A 14,771-nucleotide genomic window follows, 5' to 3' on the forward strand; every position below is an offset into this window, starting at 1 on the left:
GCGTCTTGCTTTTCGCGCCGCAGCATTCACACACGATTCGGAGAAAGAGCATGCGTTTGATCCTGTTGGGCGCACCGGGCGCCGGCAAGGGAACCCAGGCTAACTACATCAAAGAAAAATTCGGGATCCCGCAGATTTCGACCGGTGACATGCTGCGCGCCGCCGTCAAGGCGGGCTCACCGCTCGGCATTGAAGCGAAGCGGTACATGGACGCGGGCGAACTCGTGCCGGACACGCTGATCATCAACCTCGTCAAAGAGCGCCTGCTACAAGACGATTGCAAGAACGGCTATCTGTTCGACGGTTTTCCGCGCACGCTGCCGCAAGCGGAAGCGATGAAAGACGCCGGTGTCGCGATCGATTACGTGCTCGAGATCGACGTCCCTTTCGATGAAATCATCGTCCGCATGAGCGGCCGCCGCACGCACCCGGCTTCGGGCCGCAGCTATCACGTCAAGTTCAACCCGCCCAAGGTCGAAGGCAAGGACGACCTGACCGGCGAGCCGCTCGTCCAGCGCGAGGACGACAAAGAGGAAACGGTGAAGAAGCGTCTCGATGTCTACGTCGCGCAAACCAAACCGCTCGTCGACTACTATCAGCAATGGGCGCAGCGCGGCATCGAAAATGGCCTGAGCGCCCCGCAATATCGCCGCATCTCCGGCCTTGGCAGCGTGGACGAAATTCGTCAGCGCGTGTTCGAGGCGCTGAAGTAACGTAACGCGCCGGCAACGCCGTGCAACCCGCCCCGCCGGCGGGTTTTTTTGCGCCTGCGACCGTATACAATCGTCGGCGGCCCGAACACCAAGCGGTCACGAGCCGTGCGGAACCGGGCATGCACCCTCTCAGAACACGTAAGGAGCCTTTAGCATGGAGATTCGCGGCAACGCATTTTTGATCACCGGCGGCGCGTCGGGTTTGGGCGCGGCAACGGCACGCCTGTTCGCGGAACAAGGCGGCAAAGTCGTGATCGCCGATTTGAACGAAGATGCCGGCCGGGCGCTCGCCAGCGAGTTGGGCGGCGTCTTCGTCAAATGCGACGTCAGCCGCGAGGCCGATGCCACGCAAGCGGTCCAAGCGGCTACGGGGCTCGGCCCGCTCGTCGGGCTCGTCAACTGCGCGGGCGTTGCGCCGGCCATCAAGACGGTCGGCAAGGACGGACCGCATCCGCTCGACAAATTCCAGCGCACGATCGAAATCAACTTGATCGGCACATTCAACATGCTGCGGCTTGCGGCCGCCGCGATGGCGAAGAACGAGCCCAACGCGAACGGCGAGCGCGGCGTGATCGTCAATACGGCTTCGGTTGCCGCTTTCGACGGACAAATCGGGCAAGCCGCGTATGCAGCCTCCAAGAGCGGCGTGGCGGGCATGACGCTGCCGATCGCCCGCGACCTCTCGCGCAATGCGATCCGCGTGATGACGATCGCTCCCGGCATCTTCGAAACGCCCATGCTGCTCGGCATGCCGAAAGAAGTGCAGGATGCGCTTGGCGCCATGGTTCCGTTCCCGCCTCGGCTCGGCAAACCCAGCGAGTACGCGATGCTCGTGAAGCAGATCTTCGACAATCCGATGCTCAACGGGGAAGTGATCCGTCTGGACGGCGCCATCCGGATGCAGCCGAAGTAACCTCACCGAGGCGGCGGCCCCGCCCTCAGGAATGCCAAACGCCCGCCGGCGCGCAAGCGCCGAGCGGGCGTTGTGTCGTCTGAAGCGGTGCTAGCGAGCAACGCGCGCAACAGCGCGCGCATAGGCGGTCAGTCGCCGCTGGGGCTCGTCCGCTGGCGCAACTCGCTCAATTGGGATTCGACCGCCGTTGCATCCTCGGCATCGGGCCGCTCCTCCAGATAGCGCTCGAGATCTTCCAGCGCCGGCCGCAAGTAATCGAGCCGGGCGTAGGCGAAGCCGCGATCGCGCACTTCCTCGATGTTCTCCGGCAGCAAAACGACGAGCCGTTGCTGCACCGCAAGCAGCCGTTGCCACCGTTCGGTTTGCAGGTAGACGGCTTTCAGGTTGCGCAGCATGCGCGCGAGAATCTCGCGCGGCGTGGCCGGCTGCAGCAACATGCGCAGCGCCGTGCCGACCGACTGCTCCGTGTGCGAGATGTACGGCTCGAGCATGTCGACCATTTGCGCCTCGGACAGCGACTGCCCCGTCGTAGGATCGAGCATGACATCGCCTTCCGGCAGCGTGACGCGCATCAGGAAATGGCCGGGGAACGAGACGCCCTTCACGGGAACGCCGATCTGCTCGCCCAACTCGAGATAGAGCACCGCGAGCGAAATCGGAATCCCGCGCCGGCGCTTGAGCACGATATTCAGATGGCTATTGTCGGGGTCGTAGTAGTCGTTCAGATTGCCGGCGAAGCCAAGCTCGCGGAAGAAAAAGCGGTTCAATACGCTGATTCTTTCGGTCAGATCCGCAGCCTCGGGCAAGCGCCGCCTCAAGCGCAACGCCAACTCGTCAAGCTCGGCCAGCACCGCTTCGAGATCGAGATCGGGGTACGCATCCTGCGCGAGAGAAATCGCCGTCTCCGTGAGCGGCAGGGTGTCGTCGTCGGCAACGAGGGTGGCGAAGTAATCGAGAACGGAAGTCATAGCCGTCACTTGGCGCGCCTTCTGAAGTACGCGTATTTGAAGCCCATCAGCCAAAGCATACTGAAATATAGCGCGGCGAACAGCACCACACACGCCGCGAGCAATGCAATGCGCGCGGCGGGCCGCGCGTGCAGCCCGATCCAGTTGAAGTTGATCGCGCACCAATGCATGGCGCCCGCGAGGATCAACGAGGCGCCGGCCAACTGCACGAAAAAGCGCAGCCAACCGCTCGACGGCTTGTAGATGCCGCGCCGGCGCAATCCGATAAACAACAACGATGCGTTGACGCAAGCGCCGAGCCCGACGCTGAGCGTCAATCCCGCATGGGCGAACACCGGCACGAACGCGTAGTTCGACAACTGCGTGACGACCAGCACGGCGATGCCGATCTTCACGGGCGTCTTGATGTCCTGCTTGGCATAGAAACCCGGCGCGAGAATCTTGATCAAGATGAGTCCGATCAACCCGACGCCGTAGGCTGTCAGCGCGCGCGCCACCATCACGACGGAGCGGCCGTCGAAGTGCCCGTAGTTGAAGAGGGTGGCGGTGAGCGGCTCGGCGAACACGAACAGCGCGAGCGCGCTCGGCACCGCGAGCAGAAAGGTCACCCGCAAACCCCAATCGAGCAGCGACGAATACTCGTGCGGATCTTGGTCGACGTGCGCCTTCGACAGACTCGGCAGCAAGATCGTGCCGAGCGCGACGCCGAGCAAGGCCGTCGGAAACTCCATGAGCCGATCGGCGTAGTTGATCCAGGAGACGGCGCCAGGCCCCAAGCGCGACGCGATATTCGTGTTGATGATCAGACTCAATTGGGCGACGGACACCGCGAAGGTTGCCGGCACCATTTTCATCAGCACGCGTTTGACGCCCCGATGTGCGAGCGCCGCGAACGGATTGAGCCCGATGCGCGGGGCCATGTCGATTTTGCGGAGCCCGGGCAGTTGCACGAGAAACTGCAGCAGTCCACCGACGATGACCGCCCATGCAAGGGCGAACACCGGCACTTTCATATGGGGCGCGACAAAAACGGCCGCGACGATGAACGCGAGGTTGAGCAGCACCGGCGCGAACGCCGGCAAGGAAAAGCTGCCGTAGGTGTTGAGCACGCCGGAGGCGAGCGTGGTCAACGAAATGAAGATGATGTACGGAAACATGATGCGCGTCATCGACGTCGCAAGCGCGAAAGCCTGCCCGTCGTCGCGCAGGCCCGAAGCGACCGCGTAGACGACCCATGACGCACCGAGCACGCCGAGCAGCGAGACGAGCGCGAGCGCCCACGCAAGGACCGTCGACATGGCATCGACGAGCGCCTTGGTGGCATCGTGCCCTTGGCTATTCTTGAACTCGGCGAGGATCGGCACGAAAGCCTGCGAGAACGCGCCTTCCGCGGACAAGCGCCGCAGCAGGTTCGGAATGCGAAAGGCGACGTAAAATGCGTCGGTGAATTGGCTGGCGCCGAACGCGCGGGCGATCAGCGTTTCGCGGGCCAGACCGGTCACGCGCGACAGCAGCGTGAAGCCGCTGACCGTCAGCAGGGCTCGGAATAGATTCATGGGGCGCTCATTATACGGACACCCGCGGCGCGGCTACATGTATCGGAAGCCGGCGGGCCGCGTCGTCGCCGAATCGGCGGGGTTCGAGAGATCGGCGAGCATGCGCTCGCGTCACGGCAAGCGCAGCTTGCGGGCAGCGCGCCGTGGGCGCAAGCGGCCCGGCCGAACGGAGATCCGGGCGTTTCGACCCGCAAAGCTGCGGCGGGTTGCAAGCATGCGCGATGAGCCCGGCGCTTGCCAGGTGCCTGATTTTGTTGCTATACTCGCGCGTTTCGAAGCTCGACCTCGGTCGCCAGCCGGCTTTTTCTCGTTTTCAGTCGGCCTAGGTTGCCGCCCGAAAGGCCGGCTAAGGACTCGCGGCGAGCAGTGTCGCGCAGTGACTAGGCGCGTGCGTCGTTCACGGCCATTCGCGAAAACCGCGCGAAAACCCGTCAACACGCTACGCCGATGTTTTTTGCGCCTCTGGGCAATCGCTTCCAGGGGTATGGACCAAAAAGCGGCACTCGATCGGCCTACCGGCCGGGCGCCGAAACAGTACAGGACAAGGAACTCTCATGGCTAACTCCGCACAAGCACGCAAGCGCGCCCGTCAGGCCGCCAAGGCGAACTCGCACAACTCGGCGCTGCGCTCGAAGTACCGCACGGCGCTCAAGGCCGTTCGCAAGGCGATCGACGCCGGCGATCAAGCCAAGGCAGCGGAACTCTTCCGCGCGTCGTCGAAGACGATGGACATCATCGCCGACAAGAAGATCGTTCACAAGAACAAGGCCGCGCGCCACAAGAGCCGCCTGGCAGCAGCCATCAAGGGCCTGCAAGCCGCCGCCGCGCAGTAAGGATGCGACGCAGCGAGGCGCGCGGCGCCTCGCTGCATGCGCGGAACGTCCATCGGGCGTGCCCGCAGCAATAGCACCCATCAGCAAAAAGGCCCGCAGTTCGCAACTGCGGGCCTTTTTGCGCATTGATATTCGAGCGATTCATGTTCGGTGCGGCGCCGCACCCGGCAGGTTCGAGGTTCGCTCGAACCCCAAGCCGCCATTCGGCTATCTCCGTCGGGACGCCCCGTGATCGTCGGGCAATTCGCACGCCTCCGTGACGACCAGTTCGTTATCTTTCGCAAAATTCATGACGAAGTCGAACGCCATCGGCTCGATATCGCGAAGACGCGAATCGACGATGACACACTTTAGATCGCCGAGAAGAATGGGACGAACGTAGCGCGAGTACTGCAGCCGCGCGTTGGGACCTTGGGCGCCCGGGCCGTAGCAGGACATGACGCCCGCAAGACGCTCGGACCAATCACTTGGACGGAACTTCTTTCCGTTCTTCGTGACGCCTTGAATGAAGTATTCAGTGTGGGGTGCTTCGGCCATGTAAGAAACCCATGAGACTTGCCCGAAGCCTGCCCGCCGGGCTTGGGAAAACTCGTCGATTATATCACCGCGGCGGGTCTTTGCCGCACTGCACACAAACGGGGCTGCTCCATGGCGGCCGCCCTGGCGGCTCGTCAAACGGGAAAAAATCCTTTATGCTGCATGGAGTTACCACATCCGACGGCGGCGCCGTCCGGTGCCGGCGCACCGGGTCAAGCCCGCCGTATTTGTTTTCATGGCCGCCAAACAAATCCGTCACTACCTGCAGTTCAACGACTTTTCTCGGGACGACTACGAGTACGTGCTAGAGCGTGCGCGCATCCTGAAACGCAAGTTCAAGAACTACGAGACCTATCACCCGCTGCACGACCGCACGCTCGCGATGATTTTCGAGAAGCACTCGACGCGCACGCGCCTATCCTTCGAAGCCGGCATTTTTCAGCTCGGGGGCCATGCGGTGTTCATGAGCACGCGCGATACTCAGCTCGGTCGCGGCGAACCGATCGAAGACGCCGCCCAGGTGATCTCGCGCATGGTCGACATCATCATGATCCGCACCTTCGGGCAAGACATCCTGCGCCGCTTTGCCGAAAATTCGCGCGTGCCCGTCATCAATGGCCTGACGAACGAATATCATCCGTGCCAAGTGCTTGCCGACATTTTCACGTTCTACGAGCACCGCGGGCCCATCGCCGGCAAGACCGTGGCCTGGGTAGGCGACGCCAACAACATGCTCTACACGTGGATCGAAGCGGCGCACATTCTCGACTTCAAGCTGCGCGTGTCCACCCCGGCCGGCTATAAGCTCGACCCGGCGCTCGTGGCGCCGGCAAGCGAGTCGGCGTACGAGGAATTCGACGATCCGAACGTCGCATGCGAAGGGGCCGATCTCGTCACCACCGACGTTTGGACCAGCATGGGGTTCGAAGCCGAGAACGAGGCGCGCAAGGCCGCGTTCGCGCAATGGTGCGTCGATGCGGACATGATGGGACGCGCACGCTCCGACGCGCTGTTCATGCACTGCCTGCCCGCACACCGCGGCGAGGAAGTGAGCGCCGAAGTCATCGATGGCCCGCAAAGCGTCGTATGGGACGAAGCCGAAAACCGGCTGCATGTTCAAAAGGCGCTGATGGAGTTCTTGCTGCTCGGCAAGCTCAACCACTAACGGCCTCGGCGGATCGAGCGGGCTCTATCGTCCCGTCGTTCCGTCGTGCTGGCGTTCAGATCACCACGGGCTCGATTTCGAGGCAAACGCCGAAACGCGCGCGAACGTCTTCCTGGATGGCTTGCGCGAGCGCGAGCACTTGCGCACCCGTCGCGCCGCCGCGGTTCACGAGCACGAGCGCCTGTCGCTCGTGCACTGCCGCCGCGCCGATCGCCCGCCCCTTCCAGCCGCACCGATCGATGAGCCAGCCGGCCGCCAATTTGAAGCACCCGTCGGCTTGCCGATAGGACACGATGTGCGGCTCGCTTGCACGCAGCGCTTCGAACGTCGGCGCGTCGACAACCGGATTCTTGAAGAAGCTGCCGGCGTTGCCAAGCTGCGCAGGATCGGGCAATTTCGCGCGACGCACCGCCACCACCGTATCGAAGATCGCCTGCGGCGACGGTTCGGCGCCAGAGGCTTGAAGGGCGCGCGCGAGATCGGCGTACTCCGCGCGCGGCGTCCACGCCTTCGGCAAGCGGAACGTAACGGAGATGATCGCGAAGCGCCCGCGCCCTTCCCGCTTGAAAAAACTATCTCGATAACCGAAGCGGCACTGCGCCGCATCGAGTGCGTGGGTTTCGCCCGTCGCGAGTTCCACGGCGCGCAGCGAGGCGAAACGCTCGGCCATCTCCAGCCCGTAAGCGCCGATGTTTTGAACCGGCGCGGCCCCCACCGTCCCGGGGATCAGCGCAAGGTTTTCGAGGCCCGGCAGCCCCTGCGCGAGCGTCCACGCAACGAACTCGTGCCAGTTTTCCCCCGCGGCCGCTTCGACATACCAAGCTTGGTCGTCTTCCCGCACGAGACGTTTGCCCGCAAGGCAAACGAGCATCGCAACGCCCTCGAAATCGCGCGTGAGGACGATGTTGCTGCCGCCGCCGAGCACCAACTGCGATAAGCCCGCCACGCGCGGATCGCACAAGACGGCCGAGAACTGCTCGGGCGATTCGATGCGGCAGAACCAGCGCGCATACGCCTCGAGACCGAACGTGTTGTGCGCACGCAAGGGGTAGTGGGGCAAAAGGGGCGGTACGGAATCGGAAACGGACATCGGCAGAGGGCGCGCTCGTGTGTGCAGCCGGACAAACAGTCGCACAATGCGATGCATGTCGCTGCGCGATGCCCGTCCGGCGTTTTCTCGGAAGAAAGGCGTCGGTAAAATAGCGGTCGGTCGTGATTATAGCGAGTGCGCGCCGTGCCACGGCTGCGCACGCATGCAAGCCATTGCGGCGGCCGTCGGCGCTTCTAGCGTTGCGCAGCCGTCCCACACACAGTCTGGAGAAACGAATATGCCGTCGTTCGATGTCGTCTGCGAAGCCAATATGATCGAGGTCAAGAACGCGATCGAGCAATCCAACAAGGAAATCTCCACGCGCTTCGATTTCAAGGGATCGGACGCGCGAGTGGAGCAAAAGGAACGCGAACTGACGATGTTCGCCGACGACGACTTCAAGCTCGGCCAAGTCAAAGACGTGGTGCTATCGAAGATGGCCAAACGCAACGTCGATGTGCGCTTTCTCGACTACGGCAAGATCGAGAAGATCGGGGGCGATAAGGTCAAGCAGGTCGTCACCGTCAAGAAGGGCGTCTCGGGCGATCTCGCGAAGAAAATCGTCAAGCTCGTGAAAGACAGCAAGATCAAAGTGCAGGCCAGCATTCAGGGCGACGCCGTGCGCGTGACGGGCACCAAGCGAGACGATCTGCAAAGCGTCATTGCCATGCTGCGCAAGGACGTAACCGACACGCCGCTCGACTTCAACAACTTCCGCGACTGACGCGTTCGGCGGGCGCCCGCCCGGCGTGCCCGCCCGGCTCTCAGTGCTTGCGCGCGTGGGCGGCGCCGCCATCGCGCTTCGCGCCGGCCGCCTTCTTCTCTCCGATCCGGCTTTCGGTGCCGGCGATCAGCTTGGCTATGTTGGCGCGATGACGCCACAGGAGCAGCGCGCTCATGGCGAACACGGCCCAAGCGATGCGATTGGGGCCGAATAGGAACAGGTCGAACAGCGGCGCGAAGACGGCGGCGACAATCGCGGCGAACGACGAATACCGAAAGAAGAACGCGATGATGAGCCAGGTCAGCACGGTCGAAAGGCCGAGCACCGGGTGGATGGCAAGCAGCACGCCCGCAGCGGTCGCCACGCCCTTGCCGCCCTTGAACTTGAAAAAGACGGGATACAGATGCCCGAGAAAGACGGCGATCGCGGCCAGCGCCACGGCCGTGTCGTCAAGGCCGTAGCGCGGGCCGATGCGGGCCACGAGCCAAACGGCCAACCAGCCCTTGAACGCATCGCCGAGCAGCGTGAGGACGGCGGCGGCCTTGTTGCCGCTGCGCAGGACGTTCGTCGCGCCGGGGTTCTTCGATCCATAGGAACGCGGATCGGCCAGCCCCATGGCGGCGCTGACGATCACGGCGAACGAGATCGATCCGATCAGGTATGCGGCAACGGTAGCGATCAACATTTGCATAAACGACACTCTTTCGATTTGACGGGCAACGCCCGGTAAACGCGCGGGCGGCTCATTCTACGCGGCTCGCAGCTCGCGACGCACGGTTCATTCGACGCTCGCGCACTGCACCGGCCGCGCATCGAGCAACGCGGTCAACACCGAGGGCGCGAGACTGACGAGGTAGCCGCGACGTCCGCCGTTCAGATAGATCGAATCGAGTTCTAGAATGCTCGATTCGACGTAGACCGGCATCGTCTTCTTCGTGCCGAACGGCGAGGTGCCGCCGACGAGATAACCCGAGTGGCGATTGGCGACCTCCGGCTTGCACGGCTCGATGCGCTTTGCACCGATTTGCCGCGCGAGGTTCTTGGTCGACACCGTGCGATCGCCATGCATGAGAACGATCAGCGGTTTTCCGTGCTCGTCTTCCATGACGAGCGTCTTCACGACGAGGTGCTCGTCCACGCCGAGCTGACGCGCCGACTCGGCCGTGCCGCCGTGCTCGACATAGTCGTACGGGTGTTCGCCGAAACTCACGTTATGGCGCCGCAAGAACTGCGTCGCCTGGGTCTCCGAGATATGTTTGCTTTTGCTCATCGGCGCATTGTAAGCGCAACGGCGTCGTTATTTCACGTTGCGGCCCGGGCGCATCGCCCCAGGGCGCGGGAGCGGTTCACCCGCGCGGGTGATGGGTTGCATGCAGTGTCTTCAAACGCTCGCGCGCGACGTGCGTATAGATTTGCGTCGTCGAAATATCGGCATGGCCGAGCAGCAGTTGCACCACGCGTAAATCGGCCCCGTGATTGATGAGGTGCGTCGCGAACGCATGGCGCAGCGTATGCGGCGAAAGCGGCGTTCGGACATCGGCCGCGCGCGCATGCCGCTTGATGATGTTCCAGAATTGCTGGCGCGTCATTCCTTCGCCGCGTGCGGTCACGAACAGCGCGTCGGCCGCGCGCGAGGCCATCAATGCGGGCCGCCCCTGCCGCAGGTAGCGCGTGATCCAGCCGTGGGCCACTTCGCCGAACGGAACGAGCCGCTCCTTCGAACCCTTGCCCATGACGCGCACGACGCCTTCGTTCAAGCCCACTTCGACGGTTTTGAGCGATACGAGCTCGCTCACGCGCAGGCCGCTCGCATACATGAGTTCGAGCATCGTGCGATCGCGCAGGCCCAGCGCCGTGTCGACGTCGGGCGCGGCCAGCAGCGCTTCGACCTGCGCTTCGGTCAACGTCGACGGAAAGCGCGGCGCTTGCTTCGCGGAGCGAATCCGCATGGTCGGATCGTTCGCCACGCGATGCTCGCGCAACGCCCACGCGTAGTAGCGGCGAAAAACCGAAAGACGGCGGTTGGCCGAAGTCGTCTTGCCGTCGCTGCGCGCCGCGAGGTAGCCATTGACGTGCCCCTCGGCGGCCGCATCGATGCCGACGCCGTGCGTGCGCGCGAGCCAATCGGCGAAAAGCCGCAGATCGCGCCCATAGGCGTCGAGGGTGTTGCGTGCAAGCCCGTGCTCGAGCCATAGCGCATCGGCGAAGGCGTCGATCGAACGCTGGTTGCTGGACGGCAACTGCAGCGCGGGCGTAGCGGCATCGGGCGGCATCTCGCCTAGCGCTGCCGCATCGTTCGATGTCTCCGGAACGCCGAGCGGGACCGCGGGCAGGGGCGGAGTCGTCTCGCTCATAGGGCGAGCGCGAGTTGGTTGCTCTCGTGCATGAGCAGCCAGCGCTTGACGCGCGGGTAGAAGCCGTCGCCGCCGTGATGCGAGAACCCGCCGAGTCCGCTCGCGCCCACGACCCGATGACATGGAATCACGAGCGGAAACGGATTGTCGCCGCACGCTTGCCCTACCGCGCGCGGCACGCCGCCAACCTGCCGCGCGAGCGCACCGTAAGTGAGGACGCTGCCGAGGGGGATCTCGCACATCGCTTGCCACACGCGCCGTTGAAACGGCGTGCCGACATCGGCCAGCGGCAACTCGAACGGCGCGGCCGGATCGGCGAGATAGCGCTCGATCTGACGCGCCGCCTGCTCGGCCAGCGCCGAATCGGGTGCCGCTGCGGGGATCGAGTCGTCCAGATAGACGATCTCGCGCACGAAGCCGGCCGTAGCGTCCACTTGCACGCCGACCTTGCCGAACGGCGCGGTCACGACAGCGTTGTACATCGCTTCTCTCCGGTAACGGGCACAAGCTTACGCCGCTTGGAGCGCCCAATGCACGTGCTCGCGCACGAGCGGAGACGCGTCGTCGGCGCGCGCGCGCAATGCCGCGACGATGCGCGCTCTTTCATCCGGGTCAAGCGTGCCCCGCAGCGCGTTGCCCATCGCCACCGCCAAATTGCGCAGCCATCGCTCATGGCCGATGCGCCGGATCGCGCTGCCTTGCATGCGCTCGTCGAACGCTTCGGCGCTCCACGCAAATAGATCGACGAGCCGCGCTCGATCGAGCCCGTGGCGCACATCGAAATCGTCGACGGGTGCGGCCTGGGCGAACTTGTTCCACGGGCACACGAGCTGACAATCGTCGCAGCCATAGATGCGATTGCCGATCAGCGGGCGCAGCGGCTCGGGGATGCTGCCCTCGAGCTCGATCGTCAGATACGAAATGCAACGGCGAGCGTCGACCCGAAACGGCCCGACGATTGCGCCTGTCGGGCAGGCGTCGATACAGCGCGTGCAGTGCCCGCAATGGGCGCCTGCCTCGCGCGTCGCGCGCTCTGGCGCGCTTTGCGCATCGGTCGGCAATGGCACGTCGACGTAGATTTCGCCGAGAAAAAACAGCGAACCCGCATCGCGCTCGAGCAGCAGCGTGTGCTTGCCGCGCCAGCCGATGCCGGCCTTTTGCGCAAGTGCGACTTCGAGCACCGGCGCCGAATCGGTGAACACGCGATAGCCGTACGCGCCGACCTCGCCCTCGATGCGCTCGGCCAATCGTTGCAGACGCTGACGCAGCACCTTGTGGTAATCGCGGCCGCGGGCGTAAACCGAAACCACTGCCGCCGACGGATCGGCCAGACGCGCCCACTCGTGCGCGCGCCAATCGGGCTTCGCGCCGCCCGGCGCAGCTGACGATGGGCTTTCAGATCCGGCGGGCGCCAGCGTCGCCGCGGGCATATAAGCCATCCGGGCGGTGATGACCCGTCGCGTACCGGCCACAAGCTCGGCCGGCCGCGCGCGTTTGGCGCCATGTTTGGCCATATAATCCATTTCGCCGTGGCAACCCGCCTCGAGCCAAGCGGCCAGCGCCGCTTCGGCGTCGGAAAGATCGGTGTCGCTAATTCCGACGGCGCCGAACCCGAGTTCGCGGCCCCATGCCTTGATGCGCTGCGCAAGCGCAGCCAAAGCGGCATCGTCGAGAGGCTGGGTAGCGGGGCCGGCATCGCCCAGCGCAAGTGTGCCGGCGGCGGCCTGTTCGGAACTTCGTTTCATCCCGCTATTTTACGAGAATGCCCGCCTCGCCCGATCCGTCGTTTTTTCCACACGCGAAAGTGCTTCTCGAGCGTCGCTTCACGCTCGATCACCTCGCGGCCACCGACGCATTCGGCGCTCGCTTCGCGCATGCCATCGACGGGGTTCGTCGAACGCAAGGCTTTACCGGCTTGCATGTGCAGTTGCTGGGCGATCTAGGCGCCGGCAAGACCACGCTCGTGCGCGCCATCTTGGCAGGGCTCGGCCATTCGGGCCGAGTGCGCAGTCCCACTTACACACTCGTCGAGCCCTACACGCTCGAGCGCGAAACTAGCGAAGGCGGCTCGCTCGAAGTGTTTCACTTCGATCTCTACCGCTTCGCCGATCCGGCGGAATGGGCCGACGCCGGTTTTCGCGAATACTTCGATCGAGGCGCGATTTGCCTCGTGGAATGGCCACAGAAGGCGGGCGCGCTGCTCGCTACGCCCGATCTGGTCTTCGCGCTCGATACGCTCGACGACGAGCGGCGCCTGCTCGACGCACGCGCGTACAGCGAATCAGGAAAAGCATGTCTCGAAAGATGTTGATCAAGCCGTTCAGGTCGATCGAATCGGCCGCGACGGCCACCCATAATTGGCGCCGCCGCCAAATGCTGCGCGCGGGAGCGTCCACGCTCATCGTCGGGCTCGCCACGTCGCTCGGTCTCGCGCGCTCGGCGCTGGCTAGCTCGGTGCTGGGCGTGCGCGTCTGGCCGGCGCGCGACTACACGCGCGTGACGATCGAGTCGGACCAGCCGCTGCAATCCACGCAACAGTTGCTGCAAGGACCCGACCGCCTCGTCGTCGATCTGGACGGCCTCGATCTCGATCAGGCGCTGCGCGATCTCGTGTCCAAGATCACGCCGAACGATCCCCAACTGCGCGCCGTGCGTGTGGGCCAATTTCAGCCGCACGTCGTGCGCCTCGTCTTCGATCTGAAGGGCTCGGTCAAGCCGCAAGTTTTCTCGCTGCCGCCCGTCGGCGCCTATCGCTACCGTTTGGTCCTCGATCTGTACCCGACCGTCGCGCCCGATCCGCTGATGGAGTTGCTGGCGGAGACCGAGCGTAAAGAGAAGCGCTTGAATCAGAATGAGCGTAGCGAAAACGCGCTGCAGCCGGCGCCCGCCCCGCTCGCGGGGCCCACGGCCCCGCCGCCACCCGCGTCGGACAACAGCGAAGCCTTCTTCGAGCGCTATGCGCAGGGCACGCCGCCGAGCGCGCCGGGCACTGCCGGCTCGAGCGCGAACGGCGCCGCCGGTAACGCCCGCAAACCGGCGAAGCCCCCGGCTCAGCCGCCCGCCTTCGCCCAGCGCAAGCCCGAGGGGGACAATGCGCGCAGCGACGGCCTGGCCGAAGGCGACGGCGACACCTACACTTTCACCACGCCGAAGACCGGCAAGACCGTACGGCTCTTGACCGTGGCGATCGATCCGGGACATGGCGGCGAAGACCCGGGCGCGATCGGCAGCGCCGGCACTTACGAGAAGCACGTGGCGCTCGACATTGCCAAGAAACTGCGCGCGATGATCGATGCCCAGCCGAACATGCGCGCGATGATGACCCGCGACGCGGACTTTTTCGTGCCGCTGCAAGTGCGCGTGCAAAAGGCGCGGCGCGTGGGCGCGGACCTCTTCGTCTCGATCCATGCCGACGCCTTCACGACGCCTCAGGCGCGGGGCTCGTCGGTGTTTGCGCTGTCCGAGCACGGTGCGTCGAGCGCTGCCGCGCGCTGGATGGCCAACAAGGAGAATTCGTCTGACCTGATCGGCGGCATCAACGTCAAGACGGCGGACGAAGCCGTCAACCGCGCGTTGTTCGACATGTCGACGACCGCCCAGATTCGCGACTCGCTGCGCTACGGCTCGTTCGTGCTCAAGGAAGTGGGCGAGATCAACAAGCTGCACAAGGGTTCGGTCGAACAAGCGGGCTTTGCCGTGCTCAAAGCGCCCGATATTCCGTCGATCCTCGTCGAAACCGCGTTCATCAGCAATCCCGACGAAGAGGCTCGTTTGAACGACGACGGCTATCGCAATGAAATGGCGAGCGCGATCCTGAAGGGCATCAAACGCTACTTCGCGGCTAACCCGCCGCTCGCCAAGAATCGGATGGCGTGACGGCGCGGGAAGCGGGGCACGCGCCTGTGCGCGGCTTGGCGT

General features: G+C 64.3%; 16 protein-coding genes. 7 read left to right on the plus strand and 9 right to left on the minus strand.

Going from position 1 to position 14,771, the window contains the following annotated elements:
* Positions 1–50: 50 nt before the first annotated feature.
* Together adk and QQS38_RS18630 are read left to right on the plus strand one after the other, a co-directional pair.
* Complete coding sequence (gene adk, locus QQS38_RS18625) at positions 51–713, plus strand: adenylate kinase (RefSeq protein ID WP_479646825.1); 663 nt, start codon at positions 51–53, stop codon at positions 711–713.
* 154 nt (positions 714–867) lie between these two features.
* The gene (locus tag QQS38_RS18630; protein ID WP_479646826.1) at positions 868–1,626 is read left to right on the plus strand and encodes a 3-hydroxyacyl-CoA dehydrogenase; all 759 of its coding nucleotides are present in this window, start codon (positions 868–870) and stop codon (positions 1,624–1,626) included.
* Between the two features lie 128 nt (positions 1,627–1,754).
* Here the strand turns inward: QQS38_RS18630 and QQS38_RS18635 are convergent, their stop codons facing one another.
* Both QQS38_RS18635 and murJ read right to left on the minus strand, forming a co-directional pair.
* Positions 1,755–2,594 carry a SirB1 family protein gene (locus QQS38_RS18635; RefSeq protein ID WP_479646827.1) on the minus strand — a complete coding sequence of 280 codons (840 nt, stop codon included), beginning with the start codon at positions 2,592–2,594 and terminating at the stop codon, positions 1,755–1,757.
* A gap of 5 nt (positions 2,595–2,599) precedes the next feature.
* The gene (gene murJ, locus QQS38_RS18640; RefSeq protein WP_479646828.1) at positions 2,600–4,150 is read right to left on the minus strand and encodes a murein biosynthesis integral membrane protein MurJ; all 1,551 of its coding nucleotides are present in this window, start codon (positions 4,148–4,150) and stop codon (positions 2,600–2,602) included.
* Between the two features lie 554 nt (positions 4,151–4,704).
* Between murJ and rpsT the strand changes: the two genes are divergently transcribed.
* Positions 4,705–4,983, plus strand: coding sequence for a 30S ribosomal protein S20 (gene rpsT / locus QQS38_RS18645; protein WP_479646829.1), 279 nt, complete (start codon positions 4,705–4,707; stop codon positions 4,981–4,983).
* 207 nt (positions 4,984–5,190) lie between these two features.
* Here the strand turns inward: rpsT and QQS38_RS18650 are convergent, their stop codons facing one another.
* On the minus strand, positions 5,191–5,520 hold the full coding sequence (locus QQS38_RS18650; protein ID WP_479646830.1) for a DUF3579 domain-containing protein: 330 nt from the start codon (positions 5,518–5,520) through the stop codon (positions 5,191–5,193).
* Positions 5,521–5,755: 235 nt separating this feature from the next.
* Here QQS38_RS18650 and argF point away from each other — a divergent pair, with 235 nt between their 5' ends.
* Entirely contained in the window at positions 5,756–6,685 is a 930-nt protein-coding gene (argF, locus tag QQS38_RS18655; RefSeq protein WP_479646831.1) for an ornithine carbamoyltransferase, read from the plus strand.
* A gap of 55 nt (positions 6,686–6,740) precedes the next feature.
* Here argF and murB read toward each other — a convergent pair whose 3' ends face one another.
* A complete protein-coding gene (gene murB, locus QQS38_RS18660; RefSeq protein WP_479646832.1) occupies positions 6,741–7,775 on the minus strand; it encodes a UDP-N-acetylmuramate dehydrogenase in 1,035 nt (344 codons plus the stop codon).
* A 238-nt stretch (positions 7,776–8,013) separates the two neighbouring features.
* On the opposite strand from murB, the gene QQS38_RS18665 reads away from it, so the two are divergent.
* Positions 8,014–8,499, plus strand: coding sequence for a YajQ family cyclic di-GMP-binding protein (locus tag QQS38_RS18665; protein ID WP_479646833.1), 486 nt, complete (start codon positions 8,014–8,016; stop codon positions 8,497–8,499).
* Between the two features lie 40 nt (positions 8,500–8,539).
* On the opposite strand, the gene plsY is transcribed toward QQS38_RS18665, so the two are convergent.
* The 5 genes from plsY to queG form a co-directional block, all read right to left on the minus strand.
* Positions 8,540–9,190 (minus strand): glycerol-3-phosphate 1-O-acyltransferase PlsY, encoded by a 651-nt coding sequence (gene plsY, locus QQS38_RS18670; protein ID WP_479646834.1) that lies wholly within the window; start codon positions 9,188–9,190, stop codon positions 8,540–8,542.
* An 87-nt stretch (positions 9,191–9,277) separates the two neighbouring features.
* Complete coding sequence (gene ybaK, locus QQS38_RS18675; RefSeq protein WP_479646835.1) at positions 9,278–9,769, minus strand: Cys-tRNA(Pro) deacylase; 492 nt, start codon at positions 9,767–9,769, stop codon at positions 9,278–9,280.
* Positions 9,770–9,845: 76 nt separating this feature from the next.
* Positions 9,846–10,772: a site-specific tyrosine recombinase XerD gene (gene xerD / locus QQS38_RS18680; protein ID WP_479646928.1), complete on the minus strand. Its 927-nt coding sequence runs from the start codon at positions 10,770–10,772 to the stop codon at positions 9,846–9,848.
* 77 nt (positions 10,773–10,849) lie between these two features.
* Positions 10,850–11,335, minus strand: a complete 486-nt coding sequence (locus QQS38_RS18685) for a methylated-DNA--[protein]-cysteine S-methyltransferase (RefSeq protein WP_479646836.1) — start codon at positions 11,333–11,335, stop codon at positions 10,850–10,852.
* Between the two features lie 27 nt (positions 11,336–11,362).
* Complete coding sequence (queG, locus tag QQS38_RS18690; RefSeq protein ID WP_479646837.1) at positions 11,363–12,598, minus strand: tRNA epoxyqueuosine(34) reductase QueG; 1,236 nt, start codon at positions 12,596–12,598, stop codon at positions 11,363–11,365.
* Between the two features lie 17 nt (positions 12,599–12,615).
* On the opposite strand from queG, the gene tsaE reads away from it, so the two are divergent.
* Positions 12,616–13,164 (plus strand): tRNA (adenosine(37)-N6)-threonylcarbamoyltransferase complex ATPase subunit type 1 TsaE, encoded by a 549-nt coding sequence (gene tsaE, locus QQS38_RS18695; RefSeq protein WP_479646838.1) that lies wholly within the window; start codon positions 12,616–12,618, stop codon positions 13,162–13,164.
* Complete coding sequence (locus QQS38_RS18700) at positions 13,146–14,729, plus strand: N-acetylmuramoyl-L-alanine amidase (protein WP_479646839.1); 1,584 nt, start codon at positions 13,146–13,148, stop codon at positions 14,727–14,729. Before tsaE ends, QQS38_RS18700 begins: the two co-directional genes overlap by 19 nt.
* Positions 14,730–14,771: the final 42 nt, after the last annotated feature.

This window comes from Trinickia sp. Z7 (assembly GCF_056498045.1).

What these genes read in the sequence shown, in the direction of transcription:
- QQS38_RS18700 (WP_479646839.1), top strand. Translation starts at nt 13,146, where the DNA reads ATGTCTCGAAAGATGTTGATCAAGCCGTTCAGGTCGATCGAATCGGCC.
- ybaK (WP_479646835.1), bottom strand. Translation starts at nt 9,769, where the DNA reads ATGAGCAAAAGCAAACATATCTCGGAGACCCAGGCGACGCAGTTCTTG.
- QQS38_RS18635 (WP_479646827.1), bottom strand. Translation starts at nt 2,594, where the DNA reads ATGACTTCCGTTCTCGATTACTTCGCCACCCTCGTTGCCGACGACGAC.
- QQS38_RS18650 (WP_479646830.1), bottom strand. Translation starts at nt 5,520, where the DNA reads ATGGCCGAAGCACCCCACACTGAATACTTCATTCAAGGCGTCACGAAG.
- queG (WP_479646837.1), bottom strand. Translation starts at nt 12,598, where the DNA reads ATGAAACGAAGTTCCGAACAGGCCGCCGCCGGCACACTTGCGCTGGGC.
- plsY (WP_479646834.1), bottom strand. Translation starts at nt 9,190, where the DNA reads ATGCAAATGTTGATCGCTACCGTTGCCGCATACCTGATCGGATCGATC.
- QQS38_RS18630 (WP_479646826.1), top strand. Translation starts at nt 868, where the DNA reads ATGGAGATTCGCGGCAACGCATTTTTGATCACCGGCGGCGCGTCGGGT.
- xerD (WP_479646928.1), bottom strand. Translation starts at nt 10,772, where the DNA reads ATGCCGCCCGATGCCGCTACGCCCGCGCTGCAGTTGCCGTCCAGCAAC.
- QQS38_RS18665 (WP_479646833.1), top strand. Translation starts at nt 8,014, where the DNA reads ATGCCGTCGTTCGATGTCGTCTGCGAAGCCAATATGATCGAGGTCAAG.
- tsaE (WP_479646838.1), top strand. Translation starts at nt 12,616, where the DNA reads ATGCCCGCCTCGCCCGATCCGTCGTTTTTTCCACACGCGAAAGTGCTT.
- adk (WP_479646825.1), top strand. Translation starts at nt 51, where the DNA reads ATGCGTTTGATCCTGTTGGGCGCACCGGGCGCCGGCAAGGGAACCCAG.
- QQS38_RS18685 (WP_479646836.1), bottom strand. Translation starts at nt 11,335, where the DNA reads ATGTACAACGCTGTCGTGACCGCGCCGTTCGGCAAGGTCGGCGTGCAA.
- murB (WP_479646832.1), bottom strand. Translation starts at nt 7,775, where the DNA reads ATGTCCGTTTCCGATTCCGTACCGCCCCTTTTGCCCCACTACCCCTTG.
- argF (WP_479646831.1), top strand. Translation starts at nt 5,756, where the DNA reads ATGGCCGCCAAACAAATCCGTCACTACCTGCAGTTCAACGACTTTTCT.
- murJ (WP_479646828.1), bottom strand. Translation starts at nt 4,150, where the DNA reads ATGAATCTATTCCGAGCCCTGCTGACGGTCAGCGGCTTCACGCTGCTG.
- rpsT (WP_479646829.1), top strand. Translation starts at nt 4,705, where the DNA reads ATGGCTAACTCCGCACAAGCACGCAAGCGCGCCCGTCAGGCCGCCAAG.